This is a genomic window from Thermosynechococcus sp. JY1331 (genome assembly GCF_031583475.1).
In the GTDB taxonomy this organism is placed as follows: Bacteria; Cyanobacteriota; Cyanobacteriia; order Thermosynechococcales; family Thermosynechococcaceae; genus Thermosynechococcus.
In genome coordinates, this window is record NZ_CP134180.1 from 1329388 (window position 1) to 1346667 (window position 17280).

General features: G+C 52.9%; 11 protein-coding genes and 2 pseudogenes. 11 read left to right on the top strand and 2 right to left on the bottom strand.

All coding sequences use genetic code 11. The features are described from left to right. Positions 1 to 24: 24 nt before the first annotated feature. Complete coding sequence (locus tag RHJ31_RS06355) at positions 25 to 2181, top strand: histidine kinase dimerization/phospho-acceptor domain-containing protein (RefSeq protein WP_302677769.1); 2157 nt, start codon at positions 25 to 27, stop codon at positions 2179 to 2181. Here RHJ31_RS06355 and hemL read toward each other — a convergent pair. After that, positions 2172 to 3407: a glutamate-1-semialdehyde 2,1-aminomutase gene (gene hemL, locus RHJ31_RS06360; protein WP_315862931.1), complete on the bottom strand. Its 1236-nt coding sequence runs from the start codon at positions 3405 to 3407 to the stop codon at positions 2172 to 2174. The two genes, RHJ31_RS06355 and hemL, sit on opposite strands and share 10 nt — an antisense overlap. A 230-nt stretch (positions 3408 to 3637) precedes the next feature. Here hemL and RHJ31_RS06365 point away from each other — a divergent pair, with 230 nt between their 5' ends. Next, positions 3638 to 3823 (top strand): hypothetical protein, encoded by a 186-nt coding sequence (locus RHJ31_RS06365; protein ID WP_302678163.1) that lies wholly within the window; start codon positions 3638 to 3640, stop codon positions 3821 to 3823. Between the two features lie 81 nt (positions 3824 to 3904). Then, positions 3905 to 4486 carry a hypothetical protein gene (locus RHJ31_RS06370; protein WP_302677770.1) on the top strand — a complete coding sequence of 194 codons (582 nt, stop codon included), beginning with the start codon at positions 3905 to 3907 and terminating at the stop codon, positions 4484 to 4486. Here RHJ31_RS06370 and RHJ31_RS06375 read toward each other — a convergent pair. Beyond that, on the bottom strand, positions 4419 to 8159 hold the full coding sequence (locus RHJ31_RS06375) for a PAS domain S-box protein (RefSeq protein ID WP_302677771.1): 3741 nt from the start codon (positions 8157 to 8159) through the stop codon (positions 4419 to 4421). The two genes, RHJ31_RS06370 and RHJ31_RS06375, sit on opposite strands and share 68 nt — an antisense overlap. Positions 8160 to 8476: 317 nt before the next feature. On the opposite strand from RHJ31_RS06375, the gene RHJ31_RS06380 reads away from it, so the two are divergent. From RHJ31_RS06380 to RHJ31_RS06415, 8 genes and pseudogenes are all read left to right on the top strand, one after another. After that, positions 8477 to 8704, top strand: a complete 228-nt coding sequence (locus tag RHJ31_RS06380; protein WP_225901554.1) for a hypothetical protein — start codon at positions 8477 to 8479, stop codon at positions 8702 to 8704. Then, the gene (locus RHJ31_RS06385) at positions 8659 to 9510 is read left to right on the top strand and encodes a prepilin peptidase (protein ID WP_399375692.1); all 852 of its coding nucleotides are present in this window, start codon (positions 8659 to 8661) and stop codon (positions 9508 to 9510) included. The genes RHJ31_RS06380 and RHJ31_RS06385 overlap by 46 nt, the downstream gene beginning before the upstream one ends. A 301-nt stretch (positions 9511 to 9811) precedes the next feature. Continuing rightward, a complete protein-coding gene (gene alaS / locus RHJ31_RS06390) occupies positions 9812 to 12487 on the top strand; it encodes an alanine--tRNA ligase (RefSeq protein ID WP_302676008.1) in 2676 nt (891 codons plus the stop codon). Between the two features lie 511 nt (positions 12488 to 12998). Further along, positions 12999 to 13604 (top strand): annotated as a pseudogene (locus RHJ31_RS06395) (IS630 transposase-related protein). Then, positions 13594 to 14835, top strand: coding sequence for a hypothetical protein (locus RHJ31_RS06400; protein ID WP_302676009.1), 1242 nt, complete (start codon positions 13594 to 13596; stop codon positions 14833 to 14835). Before RHJ31_RS06395 ends, RHJ31_RS06400 begins: the two are co-directional and overlap by 11 nt. After that, a pseudogene (locus RHJ31_RS06405) lies at positions 14835 to 15307 on the top strand (AvaI/BsoBI family type II restriction endonuclease). The gene RHJ31_RS06400 and the pseudogene RHJ31_RS06405 overlap by 1 nt, the downstream one beginning before the upstream one ends. A gap of 273 nt (positions 15308 to 15580) precedes the next feature. Next, entirely contained in the window at positions 15581 to 16813 is a 1233-nt protein-coding gene (locus tag RHJ31_RS06410) for an LL-diaminopimelate aminotransferase (RefSeq protein ID WP_302676011.1), read from the top strand. A 46-nt stretch (positions 16814 to 16859) separates the two neighbouring features. Next, positions 16860 to 17276 (top strand): hypothetical protein, encoded by a 417-nt coding sequence (locus tag RHJ31_RS06415; RefSeq protein WP_302676012.1) that lies wholly within the window; start codon positions 16860 to 16862, stop codon positions 17274 to 17276. Positions 17277 to 17280 lie beyond the last annotated feature (4 nt).

The following is a 17280-nucleotide window of genomic DNA, read 5'->3' on the forward strand; positions in this document are numbered from 1 at the left end:
CCGTTGCAAAAAAGGGCTGTATCCATGAATTCCCTCTCCCTAGCCAGCTTTACTGAACCTGCAATGACGGTGGGGGCAGGTTTGTCTCTCAGCGAGGTGTGCCAGCGTTGGCAAGAAACCCTCCCAGAGACGATCGTCATTGTGGATGAGGGGCAAAAACCCTTGGGAGTGGTGCAGGGCTGGCGGTTGGCGTTGAGTTTGGAGCGGGAAGGGACGTTAGCCGACTTGGCGGTGGGGAGTGTGACGGCTTCTTGGCGATCGCCCGTGATGGTGGTACCCGCAACGTGGACACTATTGCAGTTTCAGGGGTGGTTGCGCAGCCAAGTCCAGATGCCAGCCTATATTGCGGTTGTGGATGCACAGGGTTGTTTTTTGGGACTGCTGGATCAGCAACGCTTGCTCTATCGCTGGGCGTGCCAGCCCCCTTTGCCTTGGCTGGAGGTGATTGAAGAATTGCCTTTGCCGGTACAAATTCAAAACGCCCAAGGGAGAGTCGTTTGGCAAAATCGCGCTTGGTCAGAACACTTAACTGATTTCTTGCCACTGGTGCAGCCTAAATTTGAAGGCATGAATTGTCAGGCACTAGAGGCGCGATCGCGTAGCGCGCCCTTCGGGCGATCGCTCTGGCAGGTGTGTTCGTTTCCCTTGAATTTAACGTCGTTGGACTGGGAGAAGGCAGAAAGCGGCGTCGCGGTGGCGAGCGATCGCTATTGGTTATTTTTTGCCCAACGGCGGCAGGAGTCAGATCCGACGACCCCCACCCGCTTGCACCAACTGCGCCTCCACCAGCAAAAGCGCCTCCTCCTGAGCTTGGGGCATGAACTCAAAAATCCCCTAACGGCGATTCTCAGCCTCACCCAACTTTTGTGGCAGCACCCTCTACCAGAGCAACAGGACTACCTTGCCCTGATCCAGCGTAGCGGTTGGCAAATGAATCGCCTCATTCAGGCGTGGCAGGACCACACCCGTGCCCTTTGGCGAGAGTTGGAATTGCAATGGGAAACCGTAGAATTGGTGGGTTTGTGGTTGCGATCGCAGGAGTTGGCGGAGCATCTTTACCATCTAACCCCGCCGGGTTGGCAGTGGCAGTGGCACATTGATCAGTCCTTGAGCCATGTGTACCTCTACGGCGATGCTCTGCGGCTACGGCAGATTCTTGCCCATCTCTTGGGGTGGCTGATGCTCTTTCCCAGCGATCGCTATGGACTGCGCTTGAGTCGCTGGCAAAATTGGCTGGCGCTGCAACTGTGGGAAGAGGGACATGGCATTCCCCTCAAGGATCACGATCGCCTGCTGCACGAATGCCTCGAGGACTACGCCGAAGTCACCATGGGGCTGATGCTCGCCCGCCAACTCTGTCGTCTCCACAATGGTGAGCTTTCCTTTATTGCCCAAGCTGACGACTCCAGTGAGTGGACAGTACTACTGCCCTTTGCTGAGGAACTTCCCCCTGAATTACCCACTACGGCTCAATTGATCCTTTTGGTCAGTAATGATGCCACGTGGATCATGGACACGACTTCCGCATTGCAGCGCAGTCACTACGGCTATGTGGTCGCTCGCCATCCCCTTGAAGCGCTGGATAAGCTGGAGCAACTGCAACCCACGGCCATTGTTGTCCGCCCCGCCAGTAGTCTCATTTTGGCTGATGTGGTTGAGAGTCTGGCCACCAGCCCCTTCACGGCCACTGTTCCGTTGATCATCCTCTCCGATGAAGCCACTCCCTTGGGCTTGACCGGTTTTGTGCAACGGCTGCCCTTGAGTAGTCATCCCAGCCTGCTGATTGATGTCCTCGATCGCTGGTGTTTCCCGCGATTGGCTGCTCCAGTCGAAGAATCGACTTTTGAGCGTCCCCTCCTCAATCAAACGGTACTCCGCCTCGGCCTCCTCCATGACATTAGCCTGCCCCACCTGCGGCTCCTCGAAGCAGAAGATCTCGAACAGGCCGATCTCTTGGTGGAGATTTGGCAACCCGATGTTCTGATTTGGGATTTGCCCGCTGACGAGGTCGCCGATCTGGAGAATCATCCCAAACTGCGAAAACTCCCCATGATTACCTTGGCCGAAGATAGCAGCCGAGCCATTCATCAATTGGGGGATGTCATGGTCTTTCCCTGCCTCAACCTTGCGGACTTAATGGATGTGGTGCTCCTTGCCGCGACGGTGAAAGCTCAAAGCTGACTCAGCACTGTCCGCGCTGCCGCAATGGTGCGCTCAATATCCGCCTCTGTATGGGCAAGGGAAGTAAAGCCCGCTTCAAACTGGGATGGCGCAAGGTAAATCCCCTGCTCCAACATACCCCGGTGGAAGGCCGCAAACTTTTTCAAATCGGACTGCTTGGCTTGCTCATAGTTCGTCACCGGACCAGCGGTGAAAAAGAGACCAAACATGCCACTGATGTGCCCACCACACACCTCATGGCCAAATTCCCGTGCGGCCTCTAACAGTCCTTGGATCAGCTTGCCTGTGATCCGATCCAGCTGCTCATAGCTACCGGGGCGGCTGAGAATTTCCAAGGTTTTAATGCCCGCTGTCATTGCCAAGGGATTGCCAGAGAGGGTACCCGCTTGATACACCGGTCCTGCCGGCGCCACCATCTTCATAATGTCAGCGCGACCGCCATAGGCACCCACCGGTAGGCCACCGCCAATCACTTTTCCGAGGGTGGTGAGGTCTGGTGTCACACCAAATTTTTCCTGAGCACCACCATAGGCGATGCGAAAGCCGGTCATGACTTCATCAAAGACCAAGAGGGCACCGTACTGTTTTGTCAGCTCTCGCAGCCCTTCGAGAAAGCCGGCATCTGGCGGAATAAAACCCGCATTGCCGACCACAGGTTCAAGGATCACCCCCGCAATGTCATCGGGATACTGTTCAAAGAGGCGACTGACCGCTTCGAGATCGTTGTAGGGTGCGGTTAATGTGGCGGCGGTGGTTGCTTTCGGCACGCCGGGAGAATCGGGTAAACCCAATGTAGCGACTCCTGACCCTGCTTTGACCAAGAACATATCGGCATGACCGTGGTAGCAGCCTTCAAACTTGATCACCTTTTCCCGCTGGGTATAGGCACGCATGAGCCGCAGCACTGCCATACAGGCTTCGGTGCCAGAATTCACAAAGCGCACCATCTCGACACTAGGGACAGCGGCAATCACCATTTCCGCCAAGATATTCTCAAGCACGCAGGGGGCGCCAAAGCTGGTTCCCTTTTCAAGGGCGGCATGGAGAGCATCAATGACTTCGGGATGGGCATGGCCGACGATCGCGGGTCCCCAAGACCCCACATAGTCAATGTATTGGTTGCCGTCTACATCCCAAATGTGGGCACCCTTGACGTGATCAAAGACAATGGGCTGGCCGCCGACGGACTTGAAGGCACGCACAGGTGAACTGACGCCACCGGGCATGAGTTTTTGGGCAGCGGCAAAAATTTCTTGGGATTTTGTGGTTTGAAAAACGGTCGTGGTCAACGTCAACTCCCTCAAGCATTGGCGTGCTCACAGTATTATAGGCAATTCTTCTGCCCCTTAACCCGACAAAGGCGCATGTTGCAATTCTTTACGGTTTGGGCGGCTCATTTATGGCGTTTGGGAGAATAACACTGGAGTTGTACCCACAGAACGGCTACCTCTGCAAGATGTCTATGTCCTCCACGCCACTTCTGCCCACCTTCTCCATCATCTTGGAAACTGAGCACTTGGCAAATGCGGATATGGCTGGACTCCACCGTGCCCTCCAGTCCCTTGCTAGCCAAGATTTACCCCCCACTGCCGCCAATGAAGTCCTGCTCTTGAAACAGGGGATGCTCCCCAAGCGTATCTAGTGCTGGCTGGGGAAACTGCGATTCGCGGGGCTGGTGTTTACCGCACAGCTATGGCACTGACTGACATTTTTCCGCAATACAGTGGGGGAAGGCAAATGGAACCGGCGGGCGGGCTACTTTTTGAATAATGTGGCTTTTCGCCGTCAGTTTTTGCCGGATCACCCCATTCCCACTGAATTGTCCCTCTATCGCGGTAACTGCGTCATTCATGCCCACACACTGCTGCAACAAGGGGAGTGTATTTGGCGTCAACCCCAAGCCCGTGCGAGTCATGCTCCCCCCAATGGCCTCTGGCACTTCTACTGGCGATTTTTGCTCATTGGCCACGATGACTACTGGCAGCAGCGCTTGTTAGGAAAGCCCTCCCAAAGACCACGGGTGCAAGATCATCAGGGCTGGCGGGGCAAGTTGAAAATTTTTGGCCAGCGGTTGCGGCGCATGATTAGCCATGATCCAAAGCATAGACTGTTCCTGCCCTTGGGGCTACCGATCGCCCTCGTGGCTGTGCTACTGATTTTGGTGGGCTACCAAGTGACTGCTCTCAAGCCCCACTATTTGCTGAAGGCCTACGAAAGAGTTCTCACTAAGCAAGAGTCTAAGCATAGCAATAGCGATCGCGCCCGCCCCGCTTGGCGAGATAGAGCTGCTGATCAGCAAGGGTGATGAATTCATTCACCGGTTGGCCGACTTGGGGCAGCAAGCTGACAATGCCCATACTCAAGGTGACGCGATCGCTCACTGAGGAGGCCATATGGGGAATCTCCAAGGCATAGAGAAGCTGTTGGATGCGTTCGGCGACGCACAGACTGCCAGTGAGATCGGTATTGGGCAAAATCAAGGCAAATTCCTCACCACCGTAGCGTGCGGCTAAATCGGTGGGACGGCGCACCGCTTGGGTTAATATTTTCGCGATCGCGATCAGGCAGCCATCCCCTGCTTGGTGGCCGTAGTGGTCGTTGAAGTTCTTGAAGAAATCGACATCACAAAGAATCAGGGAAATGTTCGTCTGTTCTCGCTGGGCTAACTGCCACTGCTGCTGCAAATCCTGGTCAAAATAGCGCCGATTGGCAATCTGGGTGAGGCCATCAATGGTCGCAAGGCGGGAGAGTTCGGCATTGGCCAATTGCAGTGAGTCATACAAGTTTGTTTGCTGAATGGTAATTGCCAGTTGATCGGTGAGGGAGAGAATGAGTTGGCGTTCCTCATCTGTCCAGCCGCTGGAATGATTAAAACGCTGAAAGGAAAAAGCCCCCCAAATCTGCTGATTGATCCGAATTGGGGCAATGAGCCAGCCACCACCGAGCACTTGAGCAATTGCACGGTTCACTGCATCGGTGGGATCCAGATTCTCTAGGGCAGGCAGCTCGGCAATTTTTCCTTGGCGGAGGATTGCGGCAATGGGATTATGCTCGTCTGGAATCGTTAGCCCCACGCTAGGGGTTATATAGGGTTTGTTGAGAAACTCCACTAGGGGAATCCAGTGGTGCTGTTCTGGCTCGTACTTGACGACAATGGCGCGATCGACCCGCAGGATATGACACACCTCCTGTACCGCCTTGGCAAAGGCCTGATTGAGATCAGGGGCTTCGCGAATCTCCTGAATGAGCTGGTTGAGTTCCCGCTGGCGAACGACTTGATCTTGAAGGTAGGCCTCGTAGTGCTTGCGATCGCTAATATCGCTAAAGGTGAGAATCACCTGCTCAATGCTCCCCGTTGCCGTGACTTCTGGATCAGCGGTCACTTGCAACCACAGCCGCTGTTGGGTTTGTTGATTGAGAATGCCCATCACCCCTTGTACCCGTTGCTTTTGAGCAATGGCAATCATCAGCGGAAAAGCCGCTGGCGGCATTGGTTCCCCGGCATCGTTGAGGGCATCCCAAGCCATTTCTGTTGGTTTTTGACCAATGATGTCCGCTTCCTTGACCCCCAGCAGCTCACAGCCCCGAGGATTAATCACTTTTGCGGAGAGATCGGCAGACAGCAGCATCACTCCCACATCTAAATCGTTAATGAGATTGCGAAAGAGTGCTTCCCGTCGGCTGAGTTCTTTGGCGATCGCCACTTGAGTTTCTTCAAAACGCTTGATTTGTGTAATATCGCGGATGACGCAGAGGACTTGATTTTTGCCTTTGTAGCGCAACCTTGTGGCAAAGATATCCACATCAATAACCTGGCCATCGCTACAGCGATGCTTGCTGACACCGTGCCAAGTGGGCTGATGCCGAATCGTCTCTAGGAATTCCTGAAACTGATCGCGGTAGTCGGGGTGCAGAAAATCCTCAGGTTGGAGTTCAAGGCATTCACTACGACTGAAACCATAGATGTCGCAGATGGCATCATTGACCTCAACGATCTGTAGGTTTTCGGTGTCATAGATCACTAGGCCATCGGCCACAGACTCGAAAACACTGCGATATTGAGCCTCGCGCTCATCCAGTTCAGCAAGGGCACGTTTGCGATCGCTAATATCAGTACAGACCACCACACAGCCGACAATTTCTTCCTCCTCATCCAGCAGGGGAAAAAGGTGGCTGAGCATATCACAGGGAGCATCGGTGCGGCAACGCAGCAGAATTTCTTCGTCGTTAATGGTTTCTCTGTCCAGAACGCGGTCAATCAGGGCTTCCACCCGAGTCACTGATTCTTGGGGATGGAGCAGTGCCGAAAATGGCATACCGGGCACCACTTGAGCCGCTGCCAGTGTCTTCAAGCCAACCCAATTACTGGTTAAGAGAGTTTTGTCGCGATTGAGAGTCAAAATGATGACGGGACAATTGTTCACTAACTGCTCATAGCGGTTGCGCTCGCGATCGAGGGCGAGTTGCAGTTGGCGTTGGCTAGTAATGTCATCAATTAGGGCAATCAGCAGGTGAGGCTCACCATTGGCATTGCGCACACAGGAGAGGGTTAAATTTCCCCAGACGGTGTGCCCCTTTTTGTGGCGGTAACGCTTGACAATTTGATAGGTGTTGCGCAGTCCCAGTTGACACTCTTGGATGAGAGCCGCCTCCTCAGGCCAATCTTCAACAAAGGTGAGATCATGGGCGGTGAGATTTGCCAGTTCAGGAGCGGTGTAGCCGACAAATTGGCAAAAAAAGGGATTGCAATACACAAGGCGGTAGTGGTGAGCAGGGCTAGTGACAATAATCCCGACTTGGGCATTTTCAAAGACCGCCCGCCAGCGATACTCACTTTCTCTGAGGGCTTGCTCTGACTGAATCCGTTCTGTTTCATCCACAATGATGCCCTCAATTGCATAGGCTTTGCCGGTTACGTCATAGACTCCCTGACCGTACTCATGTACCCAACGCTCCGACCCATCGGCACAGAAAATGCGGTAGCCGACACTAAAGGGGAAGCCCTTGGCAAGGGCCTCATGGATTGTGCAATCAACGCGATCGCTATCTTCTGGATGCGTAATACTAGCGTAGCTACGAACCTGATTGTGCACCAGTTCGCTCGGGAGATACCCCGTCAGCTCGGTGAACTTGGGACTTAGGTATTCCATCGTCCACGAAGCATCAATGGCACAGCGATACACCACGGCGGGTAGGTGATCTACGAGGTTGCGATAGCGTTGTTCGCTTTCCCGCAGGCGCATTTCCTGTATCTTTTGGTCATGGATATTGACCATGACGCCGATGACGGTTGTGGTGTTTGGTGGTTCCTGCCGATATTCCCAGCGATCGCGCACCCACACATACGCACCATTGGCATGGCGCAGGCGATATTCCAAATCGCAGGGTGTTGCTCCCCCTTGCTGAGGGATGGCTTGCCAAAAGCGCTCTTGATCCTCTGGGTAAATGAGTTGGTGCCACGCTCGCAGGGTTTTGGGCAATTGCTCTAGGGGGTACCCCAGCACCCCTTGACTGTCACCGTACCAATAACACCACTCTCCTTGGATTTCCCAGAAGAGCTGTTGACCTATCTCCGTCAGGGTGTGAAATCGCTGCCACCATTTTTCCAGTTCATTAACCCGCGCTTCTTGGAGCAGCCAATGGCGATAGCGTTCGGTAATTTCCGTTAGGGTCAGGGTCCAGCCGTGAGCATCAGCGGTTAAATCCAGTTGCCACCACTGCTGTTTGCGCGGATCATAGCAGTCCCATTGTGCCGGGGTTTGGGTGTTGAGCACCTGCTGGAACCGCTCTAGGGAGAGGTCAAAGTTGGCGGACAGTAGCTCGATAACGGAGAGGCCCGCTAAATCGGTACTAGCGGGGTTCAATAACCGTTGCGCCGCAGCGTTGGCATAAAGAATGGTACCCTTGCGATCGCCCGCCAAGACAGGATGAGGTAAATGGTGCAGATGATTGGCAAGGGAGAACTGCTGTGAGTTCATGGTTGGGTCAAAGGAGTTGTGAGGAAACAAGGAACACAGTCAATAGCTACAGGGCGAGGCTAGCGATCGCCAGGGGGCTGGGCATGGTGAAACAATCAATTCCTTCATGAATACTCTCCTGAGGTGATTTCACGAGGAAGATGTCTTAGCGCCATCCTACCCCTATGCTATCGCTTTGCTAAGACAAGATGATTGATAGTCAGGTAGAGGATTTCAGATCTGCTTTTGCATAGGCGGAGCGCTTGGCGAGAACTGATGATTGGCTCAAAACCAAACATAACCGTTTCTAATTGTTCGCTTGCCGAGGAGTGGGGCACATGCCAGTTTTGCAGACCATGGAAACCGTTGATACCCCCCTATTAGCCGCTGCTCAATCCATCTATAATCTCTACCAGCAGGTTCATGGGGCAAAAACGGTGCCTGCGGGTGTCGCTGTTAATCGGCAAACCCTGCGGGGCTATGTGCTGTTTACTAGCCAACCAGTGCTGCTGCCCCAAGAATGCTTTATTCCCTACGATCATCTGCCGGAAGTAACACGCCTATAACTGCACTAACTTTTTTGACCTTTGCTAGCTACTGCCTTGTCTTTGGCCTTGGGGCAGCGGTGGGGAGCTTTCTCAATGTTGTGATCTACCGTGTGCCGAGTAGGCGATCGCTCCTTTATCCGCCGTCTCGCTGCCCGATCTGTTTGACCACACTCAAGCCCTGGGACAATATCCCAATTTTGGGCTGGCTATTCCTGCGGGGGCAATGTCGTTACTGCCATGCACCCATTTCTTGGCGGTATCCTGCGATTGAGCTGTTGACGGCACTGCTGTACGTCCTGATTGTGGCTGTGAGTGGCTGGCAAGTGCAAACCCTTGTGCTCTGGCTGCTGAGTGCGTGGCTCTTGGCCTTGGCCTTGATTGATCTAGACACGATGACGCTGCCCCATCCCCTGACAAAATGGGGGTTGATTGTCGGCCTGCTCGTGAGAGGGTTAACGACGGGTCTAGGCGGACTCACGGAAGGCATCATTGCCGCAGTGATTGGCATTTGGCTCTTTGATCTGATCCGCTGGGGGGGGGCGATCGCCCTCAATCAGGAGGTCATGGGGGGAGGGGATAGTAAACTCGCAGCGATGATTGGGGCTTGGCTGGGTTGGCAAGGGCTACTTCTTACCTTTTTGTTGGCCTGTGCTCTTGGGGGCGTCATTGGTGGTTTGGGGATTGCCCTCGGTTGGATTCAGCGTCGGCAACCCATTCCCTTTGGCCCTTTTTTGGCAGTGGCAGCCATCTTTACTGGTCTGTTCGGGCAGCAATTAATTCAGCTTTACCTTGAAACCTTTTTGCCGGGTGTGTTTGTACCCTAGAGCCTATCAAAGAAGGACAACTTGACAAGATAAGCCAAAATCCCCTGACAAGGGCGACAATAAAACCCCATAGGCGGGCATCTACCACTCGCTGGCGATCGCTCAGATCAGCAACTTTCTCATATTAGCGCGCATTCCTCTCACTTCCTCAAGGAGTTGACCCATTTCAGAGCGGGTGGCTGGCTCAGTCATGGCTATTCTCGTAAATCCTGCCAATGGGGTGCCTTATTCCCAGAGTACAATCCAGTATGATGAAATAATGTTCTTGCCGTTTGTTGCGCTCCGTTGAGACTTTGCTCCAATGACCTCGTCCCCCTCTGCGTCGGCGACAATTGCCCTCACAGGTGATCAAATTCGCCAAAAATTCCTTGAGTTCTATGCCGCTAAGGGACACACGATTTTGCCCAGTGCCTCGCTGATTCCAGAGGATCCGACGGTGCTGCTGACGATCGCCGGCATGCTCCCCTTCAAACCCATTTTCCTCGGCCAAGAAACGCCAAAGGTACGCCGCGTCACCACTGCGCAAAAGTGTCTGCGCACCAATGACATTGAAAATGTGGGTCGCACTGCTCGCCACCACACGTTCTTTGAAATGTTGGGCAACTTCAGCTTTGGCGACTACTTCAAGGCGGAGGCCATTGGTTGGGCATGGGAATTGATGACCACGGTTTATGGTTTGCCCCCGGAACGGCTCGTGGTGAGCGTCTTTGAAAATGACGATGAGGCCTATGACATTTGGCATCGCCAAGTGGGCTTGCCCAAGGAGCGCATCCAGCGCATGGGAGAGGAGAGCAACTTCTGGACGGCGGGGCCAACGGGTCCCTGTGGCCCTTGTTCTGAGATTTACTACGACTTCTATCCGGAAAAGGGGCTAGCTGACGTTGATCTCGATGACGATCGCCGCTTCATCGAACTCTACAACTTGGTGTTCATGGAGTTGAACCAAGACGATCAAGGGCGCCGCACCCCCCTCAAGGCGAAAAACATTGATACCGGTATGGGCTTGGAGCGGATGGCGCAGGTTCTGCAAGGGGTGCCCAACAACTACGAGACAGACTTAATTTTCCCGATGATTGAGGCGGCAGCGCAGCGCGCCGGGATTCAGTACCGCAAAGCCAATGCCAGCACCAAAACGTCCCTCAAGGTGATTGGCGATCACACCCGTGCCGTGGTTCATCTCATTGCCGATGGCGTCACCGCCAGTAATGTGGGGCGTGGCTATGTCCTGCGGCGATTGATTCGGCGCATTGTCCGCCATAGTCGGCTGTTGGGGATCAATGAACTGGTGACCCCTGCCTTGGCTCAAGTGGCGATTGATCTGGCTGCCAATGTCTATCCCAATGTGCGCGAGCGGCAGGCAGTGATTCTCAGCGAACTCCAGCGGGAGGAGGAACAGTTTCTTAAGACCTTGGATCGGGGTGAGAAGCTCTTAGCGGAGATGCTCGCTCCATTGAAGACAACTAAGGGCAAAAAACGCAGTAAACCACAATTGGCAGGGCGCGATGCTTTCGTTCTTTTTGATACCTATGGCTTCCCCTTGGAGTTGACCCAAGAGATTGCCGCTGAGCAAGGCATTGGTGTGGATGTGGCTGAGTTTGAGGCCTGTATGGCCGAGCAGCGGCAACGCTCCCAAGCCGCTCACGAAACCATTGATATTACCGTTCAGGAGGGGATTGACTCCCTAGCGGATCAACTGCATCCGACGCAGTTTCGTGGCTATGACGAGTTTAGTTTGACCACGACCGTAACAGCGATTTTGGTGGCGGGTCATCCGGTAACAACGGCAACAGCAGGGACTGAAGTGCAGGTGATCCTTGAAGAAACTCCCTTCTATGCTGAATCCGGTGGCCAAATTGGCGATCGCGGGTATCTCGCCACCAGTGATGCGCTAGTGCAAATCCACGATGTGCAAAAGCAAAAGGAAGTGTTTGTTCACTACGGCAAAGTGGAGCGGGGCAGCCTCAGCGTTGGCGATCGCGTGAGCGCCCAAATTGATCTCAGTTGTCGGCGGCGGGTACAGGCGCACCACACCGCAACGCATCTCTTGCAGGCGGCCTTGAAAAAGCGGATTGACGAAAACATTTCCCAGGCGGGATCACTGGTGGCTTTTGATCGGCTGCGGTTTGACTTTAACTGCCCCCGTGCCCTCACTCGCGAAGAGCTGCAACAGATTGAAGATCAAATCAACACGTGGATTAGTGAAAGCCATGCCACCCACACGAGTATCATGGCGCTCAATGAAGCCAAGGCCAAGGGGGCGATCGCCATGTTTGGTGAAAAATACGGTGAGCAGGTGCGCGTTCTCGATATTCCCGGTGTCTCTATGGAACTCTGTGGTGGCACCCATGTCCACAACACTGCTGAAATTGGCCTCTTTAAGATCATTAGCGAAAGTGGTGTGGCGGCTGGGATTCGCCGCATTGAAGCCATTGCTGGACCGGCGGTGCGTGACTATTTGCAACAGCGCGATAGCATTGTCCGCGAGTTGTGCGATCGCTTCAAAGCCAAACCGGAAGAGATTCTAGATCGCATTAGCCAACTCCAAGCGGATCTCAAAGCCCAGCAAAAGGAACTGGAACACCTCAAAGCCGAACTAGCTCTTGCCAAAACCCAAGCCCTCTTGGAGCAGGCTGAAGCCATCGGCGCTACCCATCTGCTTATTGCCTCGCTGGCGGGGGTAGATCCCCAAGGGCTAAAAACCGCTGCTGAATGGCTCCTGAATAAACTGGGCAGTGGAGCTGTGGTGTTGGCCACTCAACCGGCTGCTGACAAAGTGAACCTTTTAGTCGCCGCCAGTCCGGATGTTGTAGAGCGGGGGGTTCATGCCGGTCAACTGGTGGCGGAACTCGCCCAAGTCTGTGGTGGCCGCGGCGGCGGGCGTCCCAACTTTGCTCAGGCCGGCGGATCTCAACCTCAGAAATTGGCCGAGGCCTTTGAAAGGGCGCGATCGCGGCTACAGGAAATACTCGAGGGTTGATCGATTGGCATCACTATCTTTTTTGTCGATCTTTGCTCAGTTGGAGTGAGAGCCGTGAAGCACAACTGGCTGCCCCGGAGACAGAAACACTTAACCGAGAGCAGCAGTCTGCTCGTGCAGGCGAGAGGTCACAACCTATCGGTACGTTTAGTATTCAGCTATTGAAATGCAATATACTACGGCATCCACTGCTGTATTGTCTCAACCCCCTGAGTTCCTCAGCACTATTAGACATCTTGATAAGCAGCTACACGATCGGTTCAGAAACAGATTCGACATTGACCCTACACTCTCGCGTTTTTTGGTGAGTTTCCAAGGCAATAAAACTAGACCTTCTTATCGCTGGTACAAGTTCAAAGAAGCGTTTTCAGCTTCTTTAGTCGAACATTTATAGCTATTTCGAAAGGGAGTGAGATATTTTCAAGAGGGATAGGCTATACTCAAAGCGTCATGAATGTTACTCAAGAATATGAGCTATAGCTTGGACTGACGAGAGCGGGTTGTCTCCTACATCCAGCAAGGTGGCAAAATCAGTGAAGCGACTCAAATTTTTCAGGTGAGCCGCGCCACCATCCATCGCTGGCTGAAGCGAGAGGACTTAGCGCCCACGGTTGTCCCCCGTCGTCCTTGGAAACTGGATTGGGCGGCCTTAGCAGCCGATGTTGCTGCCCATCCCGATGACCGTTTAATCGACCGTGCCCAGCGATTTGGCGTCCAAAGTTTCCACCATTAGTTATGCCCTCGCCCAGATGGGCATCACCCGAAAAAAACAGATGCGCTAGCAAGAACGGTGTGAGGCAGAGCGACAAGCGTAATAGCCCCAATGCTGTTTTGCGGATACTTGAATGCGGTAGGGTTTGTGAGCTGGCTGAGTCAGTACTGTTTGCCGGCATTAAAGAGACCGTCGTTGTTGATGATGGATAATGCACCGATTCATCCGAAAGGGGCGATTCAGGAAGCGGTCAAAGCGGCGGGTCACGAGGTGTTATTTTTACCGAAATACTCTCCTGATTTGAATGTGATTGAGCACGACTTCAGTGCGCTGAAGCGAGCGCGGATGTATGCAGGGTCAAACAGTTCGATTGATGAAGTGATTCGCAAGTATTGTGCTGGATGATATCTCATTCCTTATTGGAATAGCTATATTTCATAAGTACGGCATTAACGCAGGTAGAATTCTGGATCCTTTCGCAGGCAGTGGAACAGCTTTGTTTGCTGCAAGTGCAATGGGTATAGATGCAGATGGGATCGAGTTGTTACCCATTGGTCGCGAAATCATTGCGGCTCAACAAATTCTAGATGCCGAATTCACCCCTGAAGACTTCGAGAGATTGTGCCAATGGTCGACGTTGAGAATTTGGAAAGAGTCGCAAATAAGTGTTCCCTTGCCAGAGCTGCGAATCACACAGAGAGCTTATCCCAAAACAACAAAGGAGGCCATCGAAAAATATATAGGCGCGTACCAAGTCGAGAATCGTAGAGTTCAATCCATCTTGCGCTTTGCTTTACTTTGTGTACTGGAATCCATCAGTTTTACTCGAAAGGATGGTCAATACCTTCGGTGGGATTACCGCTCTGGACGCACACAGGGTAAGAAAATTTTCGACAAGGGCGAAATCCTAGAGTTCGATCAGGCTATTTGTGAAAAGATAAACGAGATTTTAGAAGATGTATCACCCAATCATCAAACAACTTTGTTTGCTGCGGAAAAACTTCAGGCTCAAATCCGTTTGTTTGAGGGTTCATGTCTTCAAATATTGCCGCAATTACCCGACAGCACCTACGATGCAATTCTGACTTCTCCGCCTTACTGCAACCGCTATGACTATACGCGTACCTATGCGCTGGAACTCGCGTTGTTGGGCACAGATGAACAAAAACTACTGAGACTTCGCCAAGAGATGCTTAGTTGTACAGTGGAAAATCGCCCAAAAGACTTGTTGGGCATTAACCCGCAATGGGCAACGGCATTGGCTGCTGCTGATGAGGAGGAATTATTACAAGCCATTCTGAAGTACTTGGAAGACCAAAAAGCGCAACGGGCTCTGAACAATAACGGAATTCCTAGGATGGTGAAGGGCTATTTTTATGAGATGGCTTGTGTTATCGCCGAATTTGCGCGTGTGCTGAAACCGAACGCACTGTTGTTTATGGTCAACGATAATGTCCGTTATGCAGGAGCGAGCGTTTCGGTCGATATGATCCTCTCTGATATTGCAGAAAAATTAGGCTTTCATGTTGAACGTATTCTCGTTTTGCCAAACGGCAAAGGCAATAGTAGCCAGCAGATGGGGGAGCATGGACGCGAAGCCCTACGTAAGGGCATTTACATCTGGAGAAAATTGTAATGTCTTCGCGCCCATACCGAAACCATCTTCAGTCTAGTGCTGATCTCGTCACGAGCCATGAAGCCACACGCGCGGGTTTTGTTGCTCTTGCACTCGAAAAGAATCGTCGCTCTAGACTTTATGTCGCCGAAGCAAGGGCATTGCAAGAAGCTGCATCAAGGGCTAAAACCCCTGCTGATTTGCTGGCTATCAAAGGCATAGAAGTAGGTCTTCTCAGGGCAGCAGGATTATCTGACAAGGCGCTGGTTCATCTGAGCATTGGAAAACTGCGCGAGCGGCTCTTGACCGTATCTGTGAAGCGTTTTCGAAAGCGAAACACTCCCCGCATGTTTTCTTTATAGGTGCAGCGATTGAGAAGAAAATGGCGGTCGAGATATGGGATCAACTGGAAAAGGGATTACTTGCCAACGCTGCTAACCTAAACAATCCAAATCAAATTGCATCGATCTGTCGCTGGTTATGTGATTTGTAAAAGTGCTGACCCAATTTAGTTATACCAACCAGCGATCGCCCCAATCGAGGACTCACCTTTGCTGCAAGTACTGCTTTTCAGACCGTGAGCTTTACTGTGCAGTTCCAGAGGCTTATAGAGCAATCGCTGGCGAATATGAGTGAGGAAAGCGTGAATAATCCCGTATTCTTTAGGGTGCTCATCCTGAAAGATATTGAGTTGCCCAAATTAAAGCATCACTTTAGAATGTTTGAGGTTAAAATTTAACAAATCTCCCTGATTGCAGTCTAATCTATGGCCTTTGTTAACGCAAACTACCTCAAACTCAAGGCAGGGTATCTCTTTCCGGAAATTGCCCGCCGTGTCAATCAATTCTTGCAAGCCCATCCCGATGCCCCCCTGATTCGTCTCGGCATTGGGGATGTCACCGAACCGCTGCCGGCAGCCTGTCGTCAAGCAATGATTCAAGCGGTGGAAGAAATGGGCGATCGCGCCACCTTCAAAGGCTATGGGCCTGAGCAGGGGTATCCTTGGCTACGGGAAAAAATTGCCGCCCACGACTTCCAAGCCCGCGGCTGCGACATTGATGCCAGTGAAATTTTTATTTCCGACGGCTCCAAGTGCGACACAGGGAATATCCTCGATATTTTTGGCGACGGCAACCGCATTGCCGTTACCGACCCCGTTTATCCCGTCTATGTGGATACCAATGTCATGGCAGGGCACACGGGGGAAGCCAATGAACGCGGGGAGTACACTGGACTGGTCTATTTGCCGATTACCGCTGAAAACCACTTCACCGCCACGCTACCCAGTGAACCTGTGGACTTAATCTACCTCTGCTTCCCCAACAATCCCACCGGTGCGGTGGCCACACGGGAGCATTTACAGGCGTGGGTGGACTATGCCCGTGCCCACAAAGCAATTATTTTCTTTGATGCCGCCTACGAAGCCTTTATTACCGATCCCGCTATTCCCCACTCGATCTATGAAATTCCCGGTGCCCGCGAGTGTGCCATTGAATTCCGCTCCTTCTCGAAAAATGCCGGATTTACGGGAACTCGCTGTGCCTTTACCGTAGTACCCAAGGGTCTCAAGGGGCAAACCCCCAGTGGCGAGGCCGTCGAACTCTGGGCGCTGTGGCAACGGCGGCAATCCACGAAGTTTAATGGTGTGTCCTACATTGTGCAGCGGGGCGCCGAGGCGGTTTACTCTGAAGCCGGTCAAGCCCAAGTACGGGAACTGGTGGCCTTCTATATGGACAATGCCCGTCTCATTCGCGAAAAACTCACCCAAGCGGGCTTTGCAGTCTATGGTGGGGTCAATGCTCCCTATGTCTGGCTGAAGACGCCCCAAGGGATTGGCAGTTGGGACTTTTTCGATAAATTGCTGCACACTTGCTATGTAGTGGGTACCCCCGGTGCTGGTTTTGGGGCAGCGGGTGAGGGCTATCTGCGCCTTTCGGCCTTTAATAGTCGGGAAAATGTGGTTGAAGCCATGGATCGGGTGGTGGCAGCCTTTGCCTAGGGAGGCGTAGGCTAGAATCGGGAAGACACCAGAGGAGGAGAGCAGGATGTTCCAAAGTGCGGTAACCTTGGGTCTCGGCCTTGGTCTCCTATGGAGTGGTATAGCGATCGCCCGCCCTATCGAGGCAGAAGAACGGGACAGCAAGCGTTTAATTGCCCAAGGAACCACTGCCGCTCCTTTACAACAGGGGGGCACCATTGAAGATCGAGGGATGCCCTTGCCTCTTCCCCAACCCAATCCCAATCTGCAACAGGACGCCCAAGTGCTGGATCGGGAGGCACAGCAAGCGCAGCAGCAAGCAGTGGCCGAGGTCATTCGTCAAGCCCAAGATTATGCCCTTGTCAACAATGCCTATGTGGACAGCCCAAACTACATCTACAGCACGGGTGGTGAGCAAATGGGCTTGGATGAACTGAACTTAGGTGGTTGGGGCGGCTTCAACCTCTATACCCTTGGCTTTTAGCATG

What these genes read in the sequence shown, in the direction of transcription:
- RHJ31_RS06385 (WP_399375692.1), top strand. Translation starts at nt 8,659, where the DNA reads ATGCTTTATTCCCTACGATCATCTGCCGGAAGTAACACGCCTATAACT.
- RHJ31_RS06355 (WP_302677769.1), top strand. Translation starts at nt 25, where the DNA reads ATGAATTCCCTCTCCCTAGCCAGCTTTACTGAACCTGCAATGACGGTG.
- RHJ31_RS06365 (WP_302678163.1), top strand. Translation starts at nt 3,638, where the DNA reads ATGTCTATGTCCTCCACGCCACTTCTGCCCACCTTCTCCATCATCTTG.
- alaS (WP_302676008.1), top strand. Translation starts at nt 9,812, where the DNA reads ATGACCTCGTCCCCCTCTGCGTCGGCGACAATTGCCCTCACAGGTGAT.
- RHJ31_RS06380 (WP_225901554.1), top strand. Translation starts at nt 8,477, where the DNA reads ATGCCAGTTTTGCAGACCATGGAAACCGTTGATACCCCCCTATTAGCC.
- hemL (WP_315862931.1), bottom strand. Translation starts at nt 3,407, where the DNA reads ATGCCCGGTGGCGTCAGTTCACCTGTGCGTGCCTTCAAGTCCGTCGGC.
- RHJ31_RS06375 (WP_302677771.1), bottom strand. Translation starts at nt 8,159, where the DNA reads ATGAACTCACAGCAGTTCTCCCTTGCCAATCATCTGCACCATTTACCT.
- RHJ31_RS06410 (WP_302676011.1), top strand. Translation starts at nt 15,581, where the DNA reads ATGGCCTTTGTTAACGCAAACTACCTCAAACTCAAGGCAGGGTATCTC.
- RHJ31_RS06415 (WP_302676012.1), top strand. Translation starts at nt 16,860, where the DNA reads ATGTTCCAAAGTGCGGTAACCTTGGGTCTCGGCCTTGGTCTCCTATGG.